This is a genomic window from Reinekea marinisedimentorum, assembly GCF_004341165.1.
Classification (GTDB): domain Bacteria; phylum Pseudomonadota; class Gammaproteobacteria; order Pseudomonadales; family Natronospirillaceae; genus Reinekea; species Reinekea marinisedimentorum.
Genome location: NZ_SLZR01000002.1, coordinates 61186 through 81477, shown reverse-complemented (window position 1 = coordinate 81477; position 20292 = coordinate 61186). Strand labels below are relative to the sequence as shown.

The following is a 20292-nucleotide window of genomic DNA, read 5'->3' as shown; positions in this document are numbered from 1 at the left end:
GATTACCTTGTCTGAGAGCTGGAAACCCAATGCCTCTATTGATTCCCTGATTGAGCGCGCGAAGGTCGTGCGCAGTATCCGGCAGTTTTTTGAGCACAAAAATGTGCTCGAGGTTGAAACACCGATACTTTCCCGGGCCAGCGGAACCGATGTTCAGTTGAGTCAGTGGCAAACCTCCAATGGCTATTTCATGCATACCTCGCCGGAATTCGCTATGAAGCGTTTACTCGCCGCAGGCAGCGGCGATATTTTTCAGATGGCCCGGGTGTTTCGTTTGGATGAGTGTGGGCGTCGTCATAACCCTGAATTTACCATGCTGGAGTGGTACCGGTTGGGGTTCGATGAGTTTCAGCTTATGGATGAGGTTGCGGAGTTGGTGCGAGGCCTTGCTTCGCAGCCAGAATTACCCGTTGTTCAGTTAAGCTATAAACAGGCCTTCAGCCGCTTTGCGCTGCCATGCCCTCATACGGCTGCGGTTGATGAGCTTCGGCGTACCTGTAATCAGCAGCTCAATTGTGACGCGGCTGACTGGACGCGCGATGATTGCCTGGATGCGCTGATGTCGATGGTTGTTGAACCCGGGCTGCCACCTGAGCAGCTTACCTTTGTTTATGATTACCCCAGGCAGCAGGCCGCATTGGCGCGCTTTCGTGAGGTTGATGGCTGTACCGTGGCGCGAAGGTTTGAGCTTTACTGGCAGGGGATGGAATTGGCCAATGGCTATTATGAGCTTTCCGATATAACCGAGCAGAAGCGACGCTTTGAGGAAGAGGCTCACCTAAGGGCGGCTATGGGTGTGCAAAAGCCAGTTATTGATCATAATTTTTTGGCAGCGCTGGAGCATGGCTTACCGGATTGCGCTGGGGTTGCGCTTGGGGTCGATCGGTTGGTGATGGTGTTACTCGGCCAGGCCGATATCGGTGGAGTGATGGCCTTTACTCAGGATCGCAGCTAAGCAGATGGCCGCTGCTGATCAGCAGCGGCTGTTAGTTAACCTTGGCTGTTGGATAAGCCTAGTTGGTGCGCTTATTGACCAGAGCTGCCAGCTTTGCCTGAAAACGCTCTTCAGAATTTTCATTCGATTCAGCCTTTACAGCTGCTTTAGCCGGTTGTTTGGCACTTGGCTTGACTGCTTTGGATGCAGATGTCGGCTTGCGGGCAGGGCGACGCTTAGGCTTTTCTGGCTGAGGCTTACGCTTAGCGCGCTTTTTATCGATTTCAGCCAGCTTTTCAGCCGCGTGCTTCGCCTCTTCTGCGGTTACAACGCCGGCAGACTCCCCACCTATCGTGACCCGATCAGCTCCTTCCTGCAGGCAGGCGATGTAACGGCGCATGCGAACATAGAGGTTCAATGCTCTGCGGATACGGGTTTTAGACAGCTTCCCATCTTCTGCAATGGCTTTGTGTACGCCAATCTGCAGAGGCTTGGGTGAGGATGTATTGAACACTTCCGGATACAGAGTACAAAGTTCTTCAAGGGCTTTTCGATTGGCTTCGTATTCTTTCTTTCGCTTAGCCTCAAGTTTCAGTTTGGTTTCTTCCTGATTCTGAGGGATTGCTGGTTGTTCTGACATTTTTGGAATTCTGAGCATTGTTTAGTTTGAGCGGCGCAGGATACTCGGTTATGGGGCGTTTGCAAAGTTGAATTGTTACTCAAACCCGGCAGAGATTGACCTACTGCCGGGTAGTTAGTAATGGCTAACGAGGCATGTAGGCATATTTGCGGCTGACCGGCGTGGGTAGCAGGCCTGGCTTGCGCATATACTTGCTTGGAATAGTCAGGCCATATTGCTTGAAGCTGACCAGTTGCTCCGGTGTGAGGTTTTCCAGAAAGCGGAAGTAATGGTTCTGAATGCGTTCGTCACTGGAGCGCGATGCATCGATTAACAAATTTTTGATTGAGTCTTCGGAATTCAGGCGGTGTCGGGTGCCTGTTTCTCTTCTCACCAGCGCGACCAGCTTAGATAAGATATAGATATTGGTTTCCGAAAAAATCATGAGTTGGTTTTGCATCGCTCGCTCCATGCTGTTCAAATTAATAAGTTAAACCTAGTTGGAATTTGAAGTATTGCCATCGGAATTTGGGGCTTTGTGACCCCATTCTAATTCTGCTGGTAGTGCCGGAACGTGGCGGTTTTTGGGCTTAAATGGGTTTTCTTAACTCAACCATTGATAGAAATTCAAATACGCCGAAAGCTTGGCGTAAAGGGCTCGGTTCAGATTTTGCTGGCTGGCAGTTCTGGCTGTCAGATTACTTTTTGTTACAGTTTTGCCCAATGGCTTCACCCATTTTAATTTTTGAATTCAGGGCAATATTTTTTTCAAAATTAACCTGGTTTGATTGAAAAGTCAGAATGACGGTGCTGCCTAATCTGAATCGGCCCATCTCTTCACCCTTCTCAAATGCCACTGGCTTAATACTGGTGAAGTCAGTTTGAACGATGCGTTTCTGAACGGGTGCAACAACGCCGGCCCAGGTTGTTTCAATGCTGGCAACGATCATGGCGCCAACCAGCACCATGGTGAAGTTGCCGCTTGCAGATTCAAATTCACAGACCAGGCGTTCATTTTTCGCAAAAAGCCCGCTGACGTTTTCAGCCGTCAGCTGGTTAACACTGTAAAGCCGGCCCGGTACGAAGGTTGTTTTAACCAGTTTTGCTGCCTTCGGCATGTGAATCCGGTGGTAGTCACTGGGCGACAGATACAGGGTCATAAAGCTGCCGCCATCGTATCGCCTGGCCATTTCTTTATCGCCACCAAACAGGGTTGTCAGGCTGAAATTGTGCTTTTTGGCTTGAATGACCCGGTCGTTTTCAATGGGGCCGAACTGGCTGACTTCGCCGTCTACTGGCGATACCCAGGTGTCGGCTGCGGAATCAACCGGGCGCGCTTCCGGTTTCAGGGCGCGGGTAAAAAAATCATTGAAGCTGCCGAAGTCATCAGGGTCTTCAATCTGGGCTTCTGCCAGCGAGATGTTGAAATGCTTGGCGAACAGGCTGATTAATGGCTTGCGAACCGCCGACAGAGTCGAATCGGCTAACAGCCCGGCCAGGCGAGAAACAAGGTGGTGCGGCAGCAGGAATTGGGCCGCCAGGAACAGCGCGTTTTTAAGTTGGGTCATCAGGATCTCATTTTGTTTAAAGCGACGTTCCAATCGGCGCAATAGTCTCTGAACAGCTGGTAGTCAATTTCGTTGAGGTAGTCGCTTTGTTCAAAAGCATCCGCATATAGCAGCATGGTAATGTCAGAACCGATGGCGAATGAGCGCAGGAAAAAACCTTCACCTCCGGCTGCCATCATCAGTGGCGGGGGCAGAAGCCTGTCGGCCTTTTCCCGGTTGCTGTCGTTCACCCACAGGGTGGTAACTTTTTTGCTGAGTTGGGTGATGAACTCAGACGAATGCATGGGGAATTTCAAGCGGCGCAGTAGAGGGCTGGTTTTGCAGCCATCTGAATCAAACACTTGCCAGAAGCCGCCTTCCGCCTCCATGGTGACAATGCGTGAAAGGCGCAGGCCTTTTCTTAAGCCAAACAGCGCGCTTTCCTGAATTTCCAGTGCCGAGTGCCAGGTTTTTCTGTTGCGAAATTGCCGGCGAATTTCCTTCTGTGCATCCAGATCAACACTGAGTCGTCGGGTTGGCTTGTTTAGAATGGGCCACTCATTACTGTCAGTAAAGCTGGTGTCGGTGCCCAGATCGATCTCTGAGATAGAGGGCAGGCTCTCATCGGTAATATCCCAGATGCTTTTTTGTTCTGATTTGCTGCGCTCGATGGCGGCAGCGGCAATCTTGTTGGCGGCTGCCAGATCCGATTCAGAAAAGCCGCCGCAATCATGACTGGTCGATACCGATGGCTGCTGAGCCAGTAAATGGCGTGCGGCAGTGGCTGTGTGATGCAAGCGGAACTCACGGGCAGCATTGGCAACCCAGACTTTTAACTGCTGATAGAAATCGGGCAGACCTAACGATGTTTCACCGGTTCGGCACAGTGTTTTCATGGCGTCTGAATTCCAGTCCTGACGAACAGCAAAGGAAAGCTCGTGGCTGAAAGGCAGGAAGAATTTGAGTGCCGATTTTTTAAACGGCTGCAGGTGAGCACCGGATTGGGCAATGGTGTCTTCATCCGGCAGAACAGGTAGCTGAAAATAGTTGCACAACTTGAGATTCCAGTCGCGGGTATTGACGCCCATAAACTGTTCAATCAGGTGCTCGCGGTTTTCCCCTTCTCTTACCCGGTTTTCAATGGTCTCCATCTTTTCCGGTTCCAGCAGCCAGCACACCCATAAGCCAATGTCATAGAACAGAGTCATCCAGTAATCGGCTTCAGTCCAGGGGATTCTGCGGATCTCAAACCACTGACGCATCAGGCTGGCCGCAAGCAGGCTATCGCCTATAACCCTCAGTAAGCCCTTTTCTGAAGGTGTGTTTTCAGCAATGCGCGGTACCTTGGTGGTGAGCTCGACCAGGCGGTTATTGCCCAGCAGAGACACGGCCTGATCAAGCGTACGGACAGAAACATCGTGGCTTGCCAGCATTTTGTTAGCAAAGCGAAACAGATGGATGGTCAGCAGAGGGTCTTCACGAATGACATCCATCCACTCGCCAAGAGGTGCGTCGGCTTGGGGTAGCGAGTTTACCGGTAGCACCGCAGGCAGGTGTAATTGCTGAACTCGTTTAAACCAGTCGGTGTCAGTTGTCATCAGGCAGGTATGGGATTACTTAGTCATGTTGGTAATCTTGGGAGTTTATACCCGAGCACAATAACAAGCAAAGATGTAAGCACATAAATTATGACCTTAAGGCATAAATCAACCGCTATAAGTAACGATTCAATCTAGAGTCACTCTGCCTGATCCAACAGGCTTCGGTACCGCTGAATCCGTGGCTTTCGTGCAGTCTGCCTGCCAAACGGCAGGTGTGCTAGACCAAAGGCTTACTTGACTAAACAGCAATGCGAACATATGTTTCAAACGATCGTTTGATGCTTTCTTGTTCAGTTCAGGCTGCATCGGCGAAAAAAATAACAAGACAGAGCCCCAGCGAGGGCCGTTCAGAGAGGAAAGACATATGCCCGCCTATAAAGCCCCTTTACGTGATCTGCAATTTGTATTGCATGAAGTGCTCGGCTCGGAGCAGCATTACGCCGCTCTTGGAGTTGAAGACGCAACCCCTGATATGGTCAATGCCATCATGTCTGAAGCCGCTAAATTCTGTGAAGAAGTGCTGTCGCCACTGAACAAGGTCGGTGATGACGAAGGCTGTACCTTTGAAAACGGAGAGGTGACCACTCCAACGGGCTTTAAAGAGGCCTATCAGCAGTGGGTTGATAACGGCTGGCCTTCGTTGGCGCAACCGGCAGAATTTGGCGGTCAGGGCTTACCCGAGTCGATAGGTAATGTCGTTTCTGAAATGGTTTCCGGCGCGAACTGGTCGTGGGGGATGTACCCGGGGTTATCGCACGGCGCGATGAATACCATTGAAATTCATGGTACCGATGAGCAGCGCGAGACCTATCTGACCCGGCTGGTCTCCGGTGAGTGGACGGGGACTATGTGCCTGACCGAGCCTCACTGTGGCTCTGACCTGGGGACACTGAAAAGCAAAGCCGAGCCAGCTGCAGACGGTGCTTATCGCATTACCGGCACGAAAATATTTATCTCCTCCGGCGAGCACGATATGGCCGAAAACATCGTGCATATCGTCTTGGCGAGAATCGCAGGTGCGCCAGAAGGCACCAAGGGTATTTCGCTGTTTATCGTCCCTAAGGTGTTGCCGGACGGAACACGCAACGATGTCCACTGTGGCGCCATTGAGCACAAGATGGGTATTCACGGCAATTCAACCTGCGTGATGAATTTCGACGGCGCAAAGGGTTTTCTGGTGGGCCCTGAAAACGAAGGCTTGCGCTGCATGTTTACCTTTATGAACTTTGCCCGCCTTGGTACCGCCATGCAGGGTGTTGCTTCCTCTGAGCTATCCTTCCAGGGCGCACTGGCCTATGCCCGTGAGCGTCTGGCGATGCGCTCGCTGACCGGAGTAAAAGCGCCGGATCAGATTGCTGATCCGATCATTGTTCACCCGGATGTGCGCAGAATGCTGATGACCCAGAAGGCCTTCGCCGAAGGCGGCCGGGCGTTGCTGCATGATGCCGGTTTTATGGTCGATAAAGTGAAATACGCCAGCTCTGACGAAGAGCGGAATGAAGCCAACGAGCTGCTGTCATTCTTGACGCCAATTGCCAAGGCATTCCTGACCGAAGTGGGGACCGAAGCGGCCAACTATGGCGTTCAGGTGTTTGGTGGTCACGGCTATATAAAAGAGTGGGGTATGGAGCAGATTGTGCGCGATAACCGTATCTCCCAGCTCTATGAAGGTACCACCGGAATTCAGTCGCTCGATCTGCTCGGCCGCAAGGTGCTGATGAGTCAGGGTGAAAGCCTGAAGCGATTTACCAGAGTGGTGCATAAATTCTGTCAGTCACTGGAAGGCAATGACGAGCTGGCAGAGATGGTCGCAGCGCTGGCTGCAGCTAATAAAGAGTGGGGTGAAATCACCATGCAGGTGGGTATGAAGGCGATGACCAACCGTGATGAGGTGGGCGGCGCTGCCGTCGATTACCTGATGTATTCCGGTTATGTCACGCTGGCCTATTACTGGCTGCGCATGGCAAAAACCGCGCAGGATGCCCTCAATGCCGGCACCGAAGAGCAAGGTTTCTATCAGGCCAAGATTAAAATGGCGGGCTTTTACTTTGCCCGAATTCTGCCGCGCATCAGCGGCCATAAGCAGATGATGCTTGCCGGCGTTGAAACCCTGATGGCATTGGATGACGAGCAGTTTGCGTTCTGATAGCACTGCTTATTAAACCCGAATGGCAGGTTTTACCTGCCGTTTCTGAATAAAAACAATTAATTAAAGGGTGAGTTATGTCGGAATACAAAGCCCCCATTCGCGATATTCAATTTGTACTCGATGAGGTCTTCCGGGCTGATGAACTGTGGGCATCGATGCCGGCAACGGAAGATGTCAACATGGAGCTGGCCCGTGCCATCTATGAAGAAGGCGCCCGGCTGTGCGAAGGCGAGCTGCTGCCGTTAAACCGGTCCGGTGATGAACAGGGTGCAAGGCTGGAAGGCGGTATCGTGCATACGCCCGAAGGCTTCAAGGAAGCCTACAATACCTTTGCTGAAAGTGGCTGGATTGGCTTGGGTGGCGATATCAATTACGGCGGGCAGGGGCTACCCAAAATGCTCACCGTCATGTTTGAAGAGATGGTGTATTCGGCCAATACCTCCTTCGCACTGTACCCGGCGCTCACTGCCGGTGCTTGCCTTTCCATTGTTACCCATGGCAGTGAAACATTGAAATCGACCTACCTGCCGCCCATGTATGAAGGGCGCTGGGCGGGCTCCATGTGCCTGACCGAACCTCACTGCGGAACGGATCTGGGTCTGTTGAAAACCAAGGCCGTGCCGCAAGAGGATGGCAATTACCGCCTGACCGGAACCAAGATTTTTATCACCGGGGGTGATCACGATCTGACTGAAAACATCATTCATCTGGTGCTCGCCAAGCTGCCGGATGCCCCAGCCGGGCCAAGGGGTATTTCGCTGTTTTTGGTGCCTAAACGTTTGCTCGATGAGCAGGGTGCATGTGCTGAACCGAATAACGTCAGCTGCGGTAGCCTGGAACATAAAATGGGCATCAAAGCTTCTGCCACCTGTGTGATGAACTTTGACGGCGCCACCGGATATCTGATCGGTGAGCCAAACAAAGGCCTGGCCGCCATGTTCACCATGATGAACTACGAGCGCCTGTCGATTGGCCTGCAGGGCATTGGCTTGGGTGAGGTTTCCTATCAGTTTGCACGTAACTACGCACTTGAGCGTGTTCAGTCGCGCTCGCCCGCCGGTGCTGTGCAGCCGGATCAGCCCGCCGACCCCATCATTGTGCACCCCGATGTGCGGCGTATGTTGCTGACCATGCGTGCCTATAATGAGGGCGGCCGGGCCTTTGCTGCCTACGTGGGTATGTGGCTGGATATCGCGAAAAATCACCCGGATAACGAACAGAAAGCCAATGCAGCGGCGATGGTCGCTTTACTGACGCCGGTTGCGAAAGCCTACTTCACCGACCGGGGTTTTGATGCCACTGTGTTGGGGCAGCAGGTATTCGGCGGTCATGGCTATATTCGTGAGTGGGGCATGGAGCAGTTTGTCCGCGACGCACGCATTGCGCAGATTTACGAGGGTACCAATGGCATTCAGGCGCTCGACCTGATGGGCCGAAAAGTGGTGGCCGATGGCGGCGAGGCCTTTGCTGGTTACAGCCAGTTGATCCGTGATGATATCGCCTCAGCGTCAGGCAACATTTATGCTGCCGCGCTGACCCAGGCGTTGGGAAAGCTTGAGCAGGCTACAGATTTTGTTTGCTCTACCGCTCAGCAAGATCCGGCCGTTATTGGTGCCGCCAGTTGTGATTATCTGAATCTGTTTGGTCTGGTTGCCTATGGCCACATGTGGCTGAAAATGGATCAGGCGGCGCAAACCGGTGCTGGTGATTTCTATCAGGCCAAGCAAATGACCGCGAAGTACTTCTTCGACAAGCTGCTGCCCGAAGCCGATGCTTACTATGCCAAGGTCTGTGCCGGAAGTGCGCCAACCATGGCGATGCCAGCTGAGATGTTCTGAAGCGTCTGGGCCGCCTTGTTAGCAGACCGGCCCAGACAGCAGATCCGCTGTTTTAAGCGAGTTCTCTGGCAATTTCACAGGCCAGGCGGGCGTTATTCAGTACCAGCTGAATGTTGCTCGCCAGGCTGTTGCCACCGGTGAGTTCGGCAACGCGCGCCAGCAGGAAGGGCGTTGATTCTTTGCCATGGATGCTTTGCTGCTCTGCCTCGGCCAGTGCCTGGTCGATGGCTGCCGTAATGGTTTCTTCCGGCATGGCGTATTGCTCCGGGATCGGGTTGGCAATGACCGCGCCGCCTGTTAGGCCGATATCCCATTTAACCTGCAGGAAGTCGGCAATTTCTTTACCGCTGTCCAGTTGATAATCGACGCTCTGATCGCTGCTGCGGGTATAGAAGGCCGGCAGGGTGCTGGTTTGATAGCCCAATACCGGCACGCCCTGGGTTTCCAGATATTCACGGGTCAGTGCCAGGTCGAGAATCGACTTGGCGCCGGCGCACACCACGGCAACTGAGGTGTTGGCGAGTTCCTGCAGGTCTGCAGAGATATCGAAGGTCTGCTGGGCGCCACGGTGAACCCCGCCAATACCGCCGGTGGCAAAGACTTTGATACCGGCAAGCTGGGCAATGATCATCGTCGCTGCAACGGTTGTGGCACCATGCAATTGTTTGGCGCACACATAGGGAAGATCGCGGCGGGAGCACTTGATGACGGACTGACCGGCCTTGGCCAGCATCTCAATCTCTTCTTTGGTCAGCCCGGCTTTCAGGCGACCGTTAATGATGGCGATCGTTGCCGGTACCGCACCGTTATCGCGAATGGTCTGTTCGACCAGCAGGGCGGTTTCGGCATTATCCGGCCAGGGCATGCCGTGGGAAATAATGGTGCTTTCCAGCGCAACGACAGGTTTGTTTTCTGCCAGGGCTTTGGCAACTTCCGGGTTTATATCGAGTAATTGATTCATGCTTTAACCTGAATTTACAGCCAGGCTTCCTTATCAAGGTGACTTAAAAATTGGCTTCTGATCTGCTCTGTGCTTAACAGCGGATTGACAGATTCCTCGCTGCCGAGCGCAAAGGTGGCGCAGGCCGATGCAAACTGCAGCCGGTCTTTTTGGCTTTTCAGAAGGTATTGTGCGGCAATGAAACCTGCCAGCAATGCATCGCCGGCGCCGGTATCGCTGATGTTCTCGCCTTTTATCGCGGCAGTGTCCTCTATCGCCTCTTTAGAGTAAAGCGAACAGCCTTGTGGCCCTTTGCTGAGCAACACCCGGTTTACACCCTGGTCGAACAGCGATTTGGCCAGGAACTCATCGTCACCGTGGCTGCCGATAATGGCGGCGGCTTCTTCCCGGTTAACCTTGAGGGTATCGAGGTGCTTAAGCACCGGCTTCAGCTTAACGGCTTTGGTGGCAGACACGGCATCGGCATGAATGCGTTTGCGTGGGTTGGTCTGGCAGATCCATTCAATGGCCTCTTTGCTCAGGTTGGCCTCGAGAATAATCTCATCGGCCGCAGCAAAATAGGAGAGCCTTTTTTCCAGCAGACAGGGGCTTAGGGTATCGATAACGGCCATGTCAGAAATGGCCGCCAGCAGCGAGCCAATCTGGTTGTTAATGGCCATATAGGTGCCGGTGCTGAGGGTTTCGTGTTCAAAGAAGGCCGAGGTATCGATGCCGGCTTCGTTGCAGTACCGGAGAATCAGGCTGCCCCCGAAATCGCGACCAATAATACTCAGTAACGATGTCTGAATGCCCAGCCGCTGAAGGTTTTCAGCAATGTTGCGGCCAACGCCGCCGGGGCTGTTCTTGATAATGCCGGGGTTGGAATCGCCCGGAATCAGCCGATTGAAGCAGCTGCCGGTGATATCCAGATTGGCACCGCCGACGACCAGTATCTTCGGTGTTACGCTAGCGCCGGCTTCTGGGTTCTCATCTTGCGGGGTCGGTTTGCTTCGGTTCATGTATCTTGCTCTGCCAGCAGACTGTTCAGCTTACGGATGCGGCGCGCCATATTGTCAATCAGCGTCATGGTGGTCTGCGGGTGGGATTGAATCAGGCTGATGAAGTCTTCACGCGGCACGGCCAGTACGGTGCAGTTTTCGCTGGCCACGACCGTGGCGCTGCGTTGCTCGCCGGTAAACACGGCCATTGCACCGAAAATTTCGTCAGTCTGGATATCGCCAACCTTTACGTCATCGACGAAAACATCGGCGTTACCGCTGAGAATTGTGAATACTTCATGGGCGTCATCACCCTGGGAGATAATGGTTTGGCCCTGGGTAAAGCTCAGAAAGCCGGTATGGGGCTGGCTGGCCTGAATCTGGTTGCGGGCGAAGCCATCCTGGAACAGAGAAATCAGAGTAACCAGATAGCTGAGCCAGATCGACTGGCGTTCTTTGGTTTCATTCACGTAGCGCAGCAGGGTATCGGCGTTGACCTGGATAACCTCGGCGCTGTCGTCGACTGAGATTCGCAGGGATTTCAGCTGATAGCACTGGGTCAGGCCGATCAGATCAAAGGGCTCAAAATAGACACACAGACGGTTGTCACCATGACCGGAAACACCGCCATTTTTAATCAGAAACAGGTTTTCGGACGATTCCAGTGCATACAGATCGCTGGTGGCGTTCAGAGTAATATGCTTGCCATGGGGCAAGTCTTCAAACAGCCGCTGCGATAATTTACGCAGTCGATCAGACAGTTGGTCTACATATTCCGGGCGTTCACCAAGCAATAACATCGTATTTTTCCACCTGTTTTCTTGTTTAAGATTGTCTTGGTCCAATTATAGAGGGGCATACTATTCCTGAACGTGAACCAGCGAGCAACCCTGAAGGTTAGATTGGCGTCGGAATGTTAGACTCTAACCAGCTGTTAGATTAAGAGACTCCCGTTGAAAGAACATACACCTTTATTCGTAGTCAGCCATCACTGGCAGGAACAGGCAGACGGTATTGATCTGCGTTTTTGGCTGAAGGGCGAAAACCACGCCGAGCAGTGGCTTGTGACCGCGCAGGAAAGTGTGTGCTTTGTCGCCCAGACACAGTTGCCCGCCTGGCAGCGACTCTGGCAGCAGAAAAGGTTCGCCGTGCGGGTGGGCGAGCGCGTCTTTACGACCCTGATGGGCGCGCAGGCGGTGCCGGTATACAGTCGGTCGGTGCGGGCTCAGCGTCGCTGGGTGAAAGAGGGCCGCAGCCAGGGGATGTCCGTCTGGGAAGATGATGTAATGCCGTCGGATCGTTACCTGATGGAGCGATTCCTGTTTGGCAGCCTGCAATTTACGGACGCCAAGCCGCAACCGGCTCACAGTCAGCCATCCTTGCATTGTCTGTCTGTGGATATCGAAACCGAATGGTATACGCCCGGTAAGCTGCCGGCGCTGTACAGCGTCGCGCTTGCCACCCCAAGTGAAAAGCAGGTCCTGATTGTTGACCCCGGCGGTGCAAGCCGGCCGCCCGAAGATATGCCCGGGCTGGTTGTTGTCGACACCGTAAAAGCCTGCCTGCAGCAAACGGTTGCCTTTATTCAGCAGGTCAATCCGGACTGCATCATCGGCTGGAATGTCATTGATTTTGATTTGCGCATACTGCAGCAGCATTGTGACCGGGAGGGGGTGCCGTTCAGCATTGGCCGCAACCGTCAGTCACCGGTCTGGCGTCAGCGCAGCGACAATCAGGAGCGATACGCCATTGAACTGGAAGGCCGGCAGGTGGTTGATGGCCCGGGTGCTTTCCGCTCTGCGGCCTGGTTCTTTGAGGACTTTTCTTTGGAAACCGTGGCTCAGTCTGTATTAAAGCGGGGTAAGAGGATTGATCATGTAGATGACCGCGTGGCGGAGATCGAACGGCTGTATCGCCAGAATTTGACTGCCTTTGCCCAATATAACCTTGAAGATGCGCAGCTGGTGCTGGATTTGTTTGATGCTGCCGGTTTGTGGCATTTTCTCATCGAGCGTGCCCACCTGACCGGATTGCCGATGTCGCGTGCCGGCGGCTCATCGGCTGCCTTCAATACGGTTTATCTGCCCCGACTGCACCGCTACGGCTTCATTGCCAACCACGTTGGAGAGCAGGTGCTGCACGATGCCAGCCCCGGTGGCTTTGTTATGGATAGCGCGCCGGGCATCTACAACAATGTGCTGGTTCTGGATTTCAAAAGCCTGTACCCATCGATAATCCGTACCTTCCTGGTTGATCCGCTCGGCCTGCAGTTGGGTCTGGCAGGCTCTGAGGATGAATCGGTGGAGGGTTTTCTGGGCGCCCGGTTCCATCGTGAAAAGCACATTCTGCCTGCGTTGATTGATCAGCTATGGGCCGCGCGCGATCAGGCTAAGGCACAAAAGAATGCGCCAATGTCGCAGGCCATTAAGATTATTATGAATTCCTTTTATGGCGTACTGGGCAGCCATTTGTGCCGCTTTTTCGACCCCCGTTTGGCCAGTTCCATTACCATGCGTGGCCATCAGATTCTGCAGCAGACCCGTGAGTTTATTGAGGCCAGAGGCTTTGCAGTTATTTATGGGGATACCGATTCTGTATTTGTGCATGCCGCCGATCACCACGACCCGGAACAGCTTGGGCACGAACTTGCCGGCTTGCTCAACCGCTGGTGGCAGCAACAGGTGGCCAGCCTTTATCGGCTTGAATCCCACCTGGAAATTGAGTTTGAAACGCTCTATTCAAGGTTTGTCATGCCAACCATTCGCGGCACCGACAAAGGCTCTAAAAAGCGCTATGCCGGCTGGAAAAAAACAGAAGCCGGTCATGAGCTGGTGTTCAAGGGCCTGGAGGCCGTGCGTTCAGACTGGACGCCGCTTGCCAAACGCTTTCAGATATCGCTCTACGAGAGCTTCTTTACCGGCGTTAATTTTAAACCCCTGATCGCGCAAACGGTGTTGCAGCTTAAAAACGGTGAGCTGGATGACCAGATTATTTACCGTAAATCTTTACGCCGGAGGCCGGAGCAGTATCAGAAAAATATTCCGCCGCATGTACAGGCGGCCTTAATCAGGCGGCGATTACAGCCTGGCTGGCAGGGGCGGACCATAGAGTATGTGCGTACCGTTGAAGGCTGGCAGCCGGTGCCTTTTGTGACCGCTGCGCCGGATTACGAGCACTACATAGAAAAGCAGCTGGCACCTGTTGCTCAGGCGCTGCTGCATTTTTTAGATTTGGATTTTTTTGCGCTGATTGATGAGCAGATGTCGCTCTTCTAGTGCGCTACTGGCTGAAATCGATGCGGCTGACCGTAAAGCGCTCAGACTCGATAATGTATTCCATGCTGTTGTTGCCAAAGGCGAGCACGTTATACACGTATTGCATGGGCTCTGGTGAGCGTTTGAAGTCGCCATTGGCCGGCGCGGTTTGGCTGAATTCAGTGATCACTGAAATACTGCTACCTTCCAGGCTCCACAAGCCCTGATAGTTAAACACCGATTGATCAGACTTTGTTTGCGTATAGGTGATGGTGCCGTTTTCATTGAAGGTCAGCTTCACTTCACTGCCTTTGTCGGAGCGGCCATACCACTGCCCGGCCAGAGTTCCCTCATTGACCGAAACAGGCGCTTTCTTTTTGCCCTGAAACTCAATCTCTTCTGCTTCTATATCTGCAGGTGGCCGGTCCGCATAGTGAACGGTGCCGGATTCATCGGTCCAGGTGTATACCTTGCCGGCAGCCATTGAGGTGAGAGGCAGGCAAAGAACGATTAGTAAGAATAGCCGTTGCAACATTTGAAAATCCTTATACTGGCAACTTTTCAGTTCAGAACACGACTTTAGTTTAACCTCCTTATCTGCCGATTGCGAAGTTGGCGTTAAGAATCTGTTCACGTTTCCTCAAAAATGATGACAATAAATTGCCGATAGCTGACCTCAATATGCTGAAGAGTTCAGAGACAGGCCCAAATCACACCTCTATAATGCCGCCCCTATGACTAAAAAAACCTCCCCGAAAAAAAGTTCCAGAACGACGAAACCCAAAGCCGGTTCAGCGCCAAAGCGAAAGACGCCCGCCAAAGGCAAGTCCGCCAGCGCAAAAAAGACAGCTAAAGGGCGCTTCTCGTGGCTGCCGAAGCTGCTGTTGCAGATCAGCCTGATCATTGTCTGCCTGATCGTGTTCTGGATGATTTACCTGAATGCCGTGGTCCGCGAAGGCTTTGAAGGCCGGCGTTTTCAGATTCCTGCGCGCGTCTACAGTGAAGCACAGGAGCTGTATGCCGGTGCAACCATGCGCCAGCAGACGCTGACAGCACTGCTCGATCAGCTGGGATATGTGGAGTCTTCACTGGTCAATCAGCCGGGCCGTTACAAGCAGCAGGGCTCGTCGATCGTACTTTACAGCCGAGGCTTTGAATTCTGGGACGGCAGTGAACAGGCCCAGAGGCTGGTGGTGGATTTCAGCGCTGACAGCATTCGTTCCATTACCGATATGGCCGGCCGCTCGGTACTGCTGACCCGCCTGGACCCACTGTACTTAGGTCAGATATACCCGGGTGTTGCTGAAGACCGGGTGCTTTATAAGCTGGATGAACTGCCGGAACGGTTGGTGTTGGGCCTGCTGTTGGTCGAGGACGATCGCTTCTTTGAGCACTGGGGTATTTCATTTCGGGGCATTGCGCGGGCGCTGTGGGCGAATATTTCCTCGGGTTCGGCGCGCCAGGGGGGCAGTACGCTGACCAATCAGCTGGTTAAAAACCTCTATCTGACGCCGGAAAAAACCCTTATCCGGAAGGTTAACGAAGCGCTGATGTCTATTCTGCTGGAGGTTCATTACAGCAAGAATGACATTCTGGAAACCTACATGAACGAGGTTTATATCGGGCAGCAGGGGTCGCGCTCGATCAATGGCTTTGGGCTGGGCGCGCAGTTTTACTACGGCACCACCCTGGAAGGGCTGTCTATTCAACAGCAGGCAATGCTGGTGGGTTTGATTAAGGGGCCTTCCTATTACAACCCGCGCCGCAACCCAGAGCGGGCGAAAGCGCGACGCGATGTTGTGCTGAATGTCTGGTTTGAGCAGGCTCTGATCAGCGAATCTGAATTTAATAACGCCATCAATTCGCCGCTAGGCGTGACCAGCAAGCCAGGCCAGGCGGATTTCCCGGCTTTTATGGAGGCTTTGCGCCTGCAGCTGGCGACAGATTACCGCAAGGATGATTTACTGGCCGAAGGCCTGACTATCTATACAACGCTCGACCCTGTGGCCCAGGCGGCACTGGAAGACAACGTCCATGCCTCAGTGAGCCAGGCTGAGCGCGGCTATGGTTTGCAATCAGGCAGTTTGCAGGCCGCTGCGGTGATGACGCGGCCTTCTACCGCCGATGTACTGGCAATTACCGGCAACCGTTATGCGAAAGAAACTGGCTTTAACCGCGCTTTGAATGCTGTTCGGCCGGTCGGCTCGCTGATGAAGCCGGCGGTGTATCTGGCAGCCCTGGAAAGCGGCTATACGCTGGCAGATACCATCAGCGATGCGGATGTGGCGGTCTCGACCCGCGAAGGCGATGTCTGGACTCCGCGCAACTACGATAAAAAAAGTCACGGCAACCCAATGCTGATCGATGCACTGGCCAAGTCGTACAATCAGGCGACAGCCCGCTTGGGTATGCAGGTTGGCCTGGCCAATGTATTTGATGTGATCGAGCGGCTCGGTGTTAGCGACAATGTGCCGCTGGTGCCTTCGGTGATGCTGGGTGCGCATGAAATGTCACCTTTCGAGGTGGCGCAGATGTATCAGACCCTGGCGGGCAATGGCTTCTATTCGCCACTGAACCTGATTCGTGCGGTCACTCATCCGGACAAAGGGGTGATTCAGCGCTTCAACCTCAAGGTCGACCAGCGCTTTAAGCCTGAAGTAATCTATCTGCTGCAGGCCGCCCTGCATGAAGCGACGCAGACCGGAACCGGTGCACGCATTGCCCGCGATTTACCCCCCTACTGGTGGGCGGCCGGAAAAACCGGCACTACAGATGAAAACCGGGATGCCTGGTATGCCGGCTTTACCGGAGACCGGCAGCTGGTTGTTTGGGTGGGCAGGGATGATAATGAGCCGACGCCGTTAACCGGCTCCAGCGGTGCCCTGCCCATCTGGATTCGGGTAATGGATCAGTTGCAGCCGGTGCAGGATCGCCGCTCCACTCCGGTGGGGGTAAATTATTACTCGGTGAATGATGCCGGTATTGAAGTGCCAGACTGGTGCGGCAATACCCGAGATATACCCTTTGCAGCAGGCAGCAAACCAGCGAAAGGGCTGGGCTGCCATAATTCTGAACAGAACAGTGAAACGGATAAAAAATCATGGTGGCAAAAAGTTTTCAACTAGGTGTAATTGCTTTACTGGTCGTGTTTGTTGCCGGCTGTAATACGCTGCCAGCAGATTCAGAAAGTGCTGGGCAAGCATCTGCTACGCACGGGGCCGTGACAACGAAACCGATGGAGCAAGCCGACCCCGGTTATGAAGCCGCTGCGACTGTTAAAGACCCGGTCGTAGTGTCTTCGGTGCAGCCGGAAAATACCAAAAGCCAGGTTGTGCAGCAGTTGCAGAAAGAAGCACTGCAAAGTCAGGCGGAGGGTAACTGGGCGGAGTCTGAGCTGAAACTGGAGCGGGCGCTGCGCATTTTGGGCGATGACCCGGATCTGTACCGGCAACTGGCGACGGTGCGCATGGGGCAGCAAAGGTTTGATGAGGCGGAGCAGATCGCACTGAAGGGCATGACGCACGCCAATGATAACCCAAAGGTAAAAGCGGAACTGTGGCAGATTATTGCTCAGTCGCGCTCCGCAGCAGGAAATATCTCGGGTGCTCGCGCAGCCCGGGAAGGAGTGACCAAGTGGCAAGCCATTGCCGAAGGAGTTCAGTAGATGCCTGATCAGATGGAAAACTTGCTGGTAAGTGCTTGCTTACTGGGTGAAAAGGTCCGTTACAACGGGAGTGGTCAGCTGGTGGACCATCCATTTCTTGCTGCGCTGATTGATGCCGGGCGGGTCATAACCGTGTGCCCGGAGGTTGATGGTGGCCTGCCGACGCCCAGGCCGCCGGCTGAAATTCAATCAAGCGGGTCGGCCGTTCGAGTCGTGACCATTAACGCCATCGATGTCACTGAGCAATTCACTTCCGGTGCGAATAATGCGCTGGAGGTTGCCAAAAAAGAGGGTTGTGCCTTTGCGTTGATGGCAGCGCGGAGCCCGTCTTGTGGCAATCAGCAGATTTATGACGGCAGCTACAGTGGCAAGCTGATTGAAGGTTCGGGCATTACGGCTGAGCTGCTGCAGCGCAATGGGATTCAGGTGTTCAATCAGTATCAGCTGGATGACCTTGAAGCGGCAATGACCCAAGCGGCGAGAGCCCAAGCCTGAGTAACTGCTTACTCCTGTTCGGTCTTATAGAGTTTAAAGCCGCACCTTTGGTAGTTGTTGAGCGCATTTTCATGATCGAGTGAGCAGGTATGAACCCAAACGCGCTCAGTGCCGGCAATCGCCCAGGCCTGCGCAATGGCGTAGCTAAGTAGTGCCTTGCCATAACCCTGGCCAATAAAGCCCTGTTCCAGACCAAAGTACTTCAGTTCTATAGCCTTTCCCTGTGTTTCCAATTCAAAGTAACCGGCGATGGCGCCTTCTTTATAGGCAACCCAGGTGCGTAATTCCGGGCGGCAGACATAGCTGTTCCAATCCTCATCGCTGAGTTTTAGTTTATCGGTCCATTGCCATGGTGCGCCGATCAGCTGGTATAGAAAGCGGTTGAACTGCGGCTGGTCGATCTGAATTTCACTGACCGTCAGTGATTCTGGCAATAGCGTTGTACCTAGCGGCTTCTCGGTGATTTCCAAATAGAAAATAGTGGTCATGATTTAGGCTAATCATTAATGACGGTTAAACTTAGGGGCGCGCTATTTCAGTACCCCTGAACTAAAAAGCCCCGCAGAGCGGGGCTTCATTTCAAGCTGATTCCGAAGAATTAGATTGAATAGTACATGTCGAACTCAACTGGGTGAGTCGTCATTGCCAGGCGAGTAACTTCTTCCATCTTCAGTTCGATGTATGCGTCGATTGTGTCATCGTCGAATACGCCGCCAGCTTTCAGGAATTCACGGTCATCGCTCAGAGCCTGCAGAGCTTGCTCCAGGCTGGAAGCAACGGTTGGGTAAGTTGCCGCTTCTTCTTTTGGCAGGTCGTACAGGTCTTTGTCTGCCGCATCGCCAGGGTGGATCTTGTTCAGAACACCGTCCAGGCCAGCCATCAGGTAAGCAGAGAACATCAGGTAAGGGTTAGCTGATGGGTCACCGAAGCGAACTTCGATACGCTTGCCTTTAGGCGCAGTAACGTAAGGAATACGGATAGAAGCAGAACGGTTACGGGCAGAGTAAGCCAGCATTACCGGAGCTTCGAAGCCAGGAACCAGACGCTTGTATGAGTTGGTAGAAGCGTTCGCAAATGCGTTCAGCGCGCGAGCGTGCTTGATGATACCGCCAACGTAGAACAGAGCTGTTTCAGACAGGCCTGCGTAGACGTCACCAGCGAATTGGTTAACACCGTCTTTAACGAAAGACATGTGAACGTGCATACCGGAACCGTTATCACCAACCAGTGGCTTAGGCATGAAGGTCGCTGTTTTGCCGTATGCGTGAGCAACGTTGTGTACGCAGTACTTCAGGATTTGAACTTCGTCAGCTTTCTTAACCAGAGTGTTGGCACCAACACCGATTTCACACTGACCCGCTGTACCTACTTCGTGGTGGTGTACTTCAATTTCCAGACCCATAGCTTCCATCGCGTCACACATTTGTGCGCGGATTTCGTGCAGGCTGTCAACAGGTGGTACTGGGAAGTAACCGCCTTTAACGCCAGGGCGGTGACCGAAGTTGCCGTCTTCGAACGCTTTCTCAGAAGACCATGCAGCTTCGTCGGAATCGATCTTGTAGAACGCGCCAGAAATGTCTGCGCCCCACTTGATGTCGTCGAATACGAAGAACTCTGGCTCAGGACCGAAGTAAGCTGCGTCACCCAGACCGGTAGACTTCAGGTATTCTTCAGCGCGTGTCGCAATAGAGCGTGGGTCACGGTTGTAGCCTTCGCCAGTTGATGGTTCAACGATACCGCAACGTACAATAACAGTCGCATCTTCAGTGAATGGATCCAGAACAGATGCAGAGTCGTCTGGCATCAGAATCATGTCTGACTCGTTAATACCTTTCCAGCCAGCAATAGATGATCCATCGAACATTTTACCTTCTGTAAAAAAATCTTCTTCCACTTCTGAAGAGGGGATTGTTACGTGCTGCTCTTTACCTTTTGTATCAGTAAAACGCAGGTCAACCCAGCGAGCTTCAGACTCTTTTATCAGCGAAAGCGTATGCGACATTTTACGTCTCCATTTTGAAAACGCTCAATTCTTGAGCGGTTATAAGGTGGTGTACGGGAAGGCTTAAGTTGTCTCCCTACTAGACACTAACAGTGAGCATGGTGTGGCAAATGCTTTGCCATTAGTGGTGTTGAACTTTCCGCGCCAGATTATGCCTGCTTTGCTGTACTAAAATCAACGCAGCTATAGTCTGGGTTTGAGGCAGAAAAAAAGCCAGGCAATGCCTGACTTTTATACATAAACAACTAAAG

At 53.2% G+C, this 20292-nt stretch carries 17 protein-coding genes; 7 read left to right on the top strand and 10 right to left on the bottom strand.

The window, feature by feature from the left end; genetic code table 11:
* Positions 1–7 precede the first annotated feature (7 nt).
* The gene (epmA, locus tag BCF53_RS02640) at positions 8–955 is read left to right on the top strand and encodes an EF-P lysine aminoacylase EpmA (protein ID WP_243645756.1); all 948 of its coding nucleotides are present in this window, start codon (positions 8–10) and stop codon (positions 953–955) included.
* A 58-nt stretch (positions 956–1013) separates the two neighbouring features.
* Here epmA and BCF53_RS02635 read toward each other — a convergent pair whose 3' ends face one another.
* The 4 genes from BCF53_RS02635 to BCF53_RS02620 all read right to left on the bottom strand — a co-directional run bounded on the left by BCF53_RS02635 (position 1014) and on the right by BCF53_RS02620 (position 4698).
* On the bottom strand, positions 1014–1574 hold the full coding sequence (locus BCF53_RS02635; protein WP_165901786.1) for a ProQ/FINO family protein: 561 nt from the start codon (positions 1572–1574) through the stop codon (positions 1014–1016).
* 124 nt (positions 1575–1698) lie between these two features.
* Positions 1699–2013, bottom strand: a complete 315-nt coding sequence (locus BCF53_RS02630) for a hypothetical protein (protein WP_132699619.1) — start codon at positions 2011–2013, stop codon at positions 1699–1701.
* A gap of 238 nt (positions 2014–2251) precedes the next feature.
* A complete protein-coding gene (gene asd / locus BCF53_RS02625) occupies positions 2252–3121 on the bottom strand; it encodes an archaetidylserine decarboxylase (RefSeq protein WP_132699617.1) in 870 nt (289 codons plus the stop codon).
* Entirely contained in the window at positions 3121–4698 is a 1578-nt protein-coding gene (locus BCF53_RS02620) for an HDOD domain-containing protein (protein WP_132699615.1), read from the bottom strand. Before BCF53_RS02620 ends, asd begins: the two co-directional genes overlap by 1 nt.
* A gap of 367 nt (positions 4699–5065) precedes the next feature.
* Between BCF53_RS02620 and BCF53_RS02615 the strand changes: the two genes are divergently transcribed.
* Both BCF53_RS02615 and BCF53_RS02610 read left to right on the top strand, forming a co-directional pair.
* The gene (locus BCF53_RS02615) at positions 5066–6847 is read left to right on the top strand and encodes an acyl-CoA dehydrogenase C-terminal domain-containing protein (RefSeq protein ID WP_132699613.1); all 1782 of its coding nucleotides are present in this window, start codon (positions 5066–5068) and stop codon (positions 6845–6847) included.
* Between the two features lie 77 nt (positions 6848–6924).
* Positions 6925–8688 (top strand): acyl-CoA dehydrogenase C-terminal domain-containing protein, encoded by a 1764-nt coding sequence (locus BCF53_RS02610; RefSeq protein ID WP_132699611.1) that lies wholly within the window; start codon positions 6925–6927, stop codon positions 8686–8688.
* Between the two features lie 52 nt (positions 8689–8740).
* Here the strand turns inward: BCF53_RS02610 and BCF53_RS02605 are convergent, their stop codons facing one another.
* From BCF53_RS02605 to BCF53_RS02595, 3 genes are read right to left on the bottom strand one after another with little or no spacing between them, the layout of a single operon-like run.
* Entirely contained in the window at positions 8741–9649 is a 909-nt protein-coding gene (locus BCF53_RS02605) for a pseudouridine-5'-phosphate glycosidase (protein ID WP_132699609.1), read from the bottom strand.
* A 14-nt stretch (positions 9650–9663) separates the two neighbouring features.
* Positions 9664–10647, bottom strand: a complete 984-nt coding sequence (locus BCF53_RS02600; RefSeq protein WP_132699607.1) for a carbohydrate kinase family protein — start codon at positions 10645–10647, stop codon at positions 9664–9666.
* Positions 10644–11426 (bottom strand): Crp/Fnr family transcriptional regulator, encoded by a 783-nt coding sequence (locus tag BCF53_RS02595; RefSeq protein ID WP_132699605.1) that lies wholly within the window; start codon positions 11424–11426, stop codon positions 10644–10646. The genes BCF53_RS02600 and BCF53_RS02595 overlap by 4 nt, the downstream gene beginning before the upstream one ends.
* 153 nt (positions 11427–11579) lie before the next feature.
* On the opposite strand from BCF53_RS02595, the gene BCF53_RS02590 reads away from it, so the two are divergent.
* The gene (locus tag BCF53_RS02590; protein ID WP_165901785.1) at positions 11580–13901 is read left to right on the top strand and encodes a DNA polymerase II; all 2322 of its coding nucleotides are present in this window, start codon (positions 11580–11582) and stop codon (positions 13899–13901) included.
* Positions 13902–13905: 4 nt separating this feature from the next.
* On the opposite strand, the gene BCF53_RS02585 is transcribed toward BCF53_RS02590, so the two are convergent.
* Entirely contained in the window at positions 13906–14415 is a 510-nt protein-coding gene (locus BCF53_RS02585) for a DUF4124 domain-containing protein (RefSeq protein ID WP_132699601.1), read from the bottom strand.
* A gap of 199 nt (positions 14416–14614) precedes the next feature.
* On the opposite strand from BCF53_RS02585, the gene mrcB reads away from it, so the two are divergent.
* From mrcB to BCF53_RS02570, 3 genes are all read left to right on the top strand, one after another.
* Positions 14615–17005 (top strand): penicillin-binding protein 1B, encoded by a 2391-nt coding sequence (mrcB, locus tag BCF53_RS02580; RefSeq protein ID WP_132699599.1) that lies wholly within the window; start codon positions 14615–14617, stop codon positions 17003–17005.
* A gap of 95 nt (positions 17006–17100) precedes the next feature.
* Positions 17101–17544 carry a tetratricopeptide repeat protein gene (locus BCF53_RS02575; protein WP_132699597.1) on the top strand — a complete coding sequence of 148 codons (444 nt, stop codon included), beginning with the start codon at positions 17101–17103 and terminating at the stop codon, positions 17542–17544.
* A complete protein-coding gene (locus BCF53_RS02570; RefSeq protein WP_243645755.1) occupies positions 17545–18039 on the top strand; it encodes a 2-thiouracil desulfurase family protein in 495 nt (164 codons plus the stop codon). It abuts the gene before it with no gap.
* A gap of 8 nt (positions 18040–18047) precedes the next feature.
* Here BCF53_RS02570 and BCF53_RS02565 read toward each other — a convergent pair whose 3' ends face one another.
* Both BCF53_RS02565 and glnA read right to left on the bottom strand, forming a co-directional pair.
* Positions 18048–18527, bottom strand: coding sequence for a GNAT family N-acetyltransferase (locus BCF53_RS02565; protein WP_132699595.1), 480 nt, complete (start codon positions 18525–18527; stop codon positions 18048–18050).
* Between the two features lie 110 nt (positions 18528–18637).
* A complete protein-coding gene (glnA, locus tag BCF53_RS02560) occupies positions 18638–20041 on the bottom strand; it encodes a glutamate--ammonia ligase (RefSeq protein WP_132699593.1) in 1404 nt (467 codons plus the stop codon).
* Positions 20042–20292: the final 251 nt, after the last annotated feature.

Excerpts from the sequence above, each read along its gene's own strand:
- BCF53_RS02630 (WP_132699619.1), bottom strand. The coding sequence starts at position 2,013 with ATGCAAAACCAACTCATGATTTTTTCGGAAACCAATATCTATATCTTA.
- BCF53_RS02570 (WP_243645755.1), top strand. The coding sequence starts at position 17,545 with ATGCCTGATCAGATGGAAAACTTGCTGGTAAGTGCTTGCTTACTGGGT.
- BCF53_RS02605 (WP_132699609.1), bottom strand. The coding sequence starts at position 9,649 with ATGAATCAATTACTCGATATAAACCCGGAAGTTGCCAAAGCCCTGGCA.
- glnA (WP_132699593.1), bottom strand. The coding sequence starts at position 20,041 with ATGTCGCATACGCTTTCGCTGATAAAAGAGTCTGAAGCTCGCTGGGTT.
- BCF53_RS02620 (WP_132699615.1), bottom strand. The coding sequence starts at position 4,698 with ATGACAACTGACACCGACTGGTTTAAACGAGTTCAGCAATTACACCTG.
- BCF53_RS02600 (WP_132699607.1), bottom strand. The coding sequence starts at position 10,647 with ATGAACCGAAGCAAACCGACCCCGCAAGATGAGAACCCAGAAGCCGGC.
- BCF53_RS02565 (WP_132699595.1), bottom strand. The coding sequence starts at position 18,527 with ATGACCACTATTTTCTATTTGGAAATCACCGAGAAGCCGCTAGGTACA.
- BCF53_RS02615 (WP_132699613.1), top strand. The coding sequence starts at position 5,066 with ATGCCCGCCTATAAAGCCCCTTTACGTGATCTGCAATTTGTATTGCAT.
- BCF53_RS02610 (WP_132699611.1), top strand. The coding sequence starts at position 6,925 with ATGTCGGAATACAAAGCCCCCATTCGCGATATTCAATTTGTACTCGAT.
- BCF53_RS02585 (WP_132699601.1), bottom strand. The coding sequence starts at position 14,415 with ATGTTGCAACGGCTATTCTTACTAATCGTTCTTTGCCTGCCTCTCACC.
- mrcB (WP_132699599.1), top strand. The coding sequence starts at position 14,615 with ATGACTAAAAAAACCTCCCCGAAAAAAAGTTCCAGAACGACGAAACCC.
- asd (WP_132699617.1), bottom strand. The coding sequence starts at position 3,121 with ATGACCCAACTTAAAAACGCGCTGTTCCTGGCGGCCCAATTCCTGCTG.
- BCF53_RS02635 (WP_165901786.1), bottom strand. The coding sequence starts at position 1,574 with ATGTCAGAACAACCAGCAATCCCTCAGAATCAGGAAGAAACCAAACTG.
- BCF53_RS02595 (WP_132699605.1), bottom strand. The coding sequence starts at position 11,426 with ATGTTATTGCTTGGTGAACGCCCGGAATATGTAGACCAACTGTCTGAT.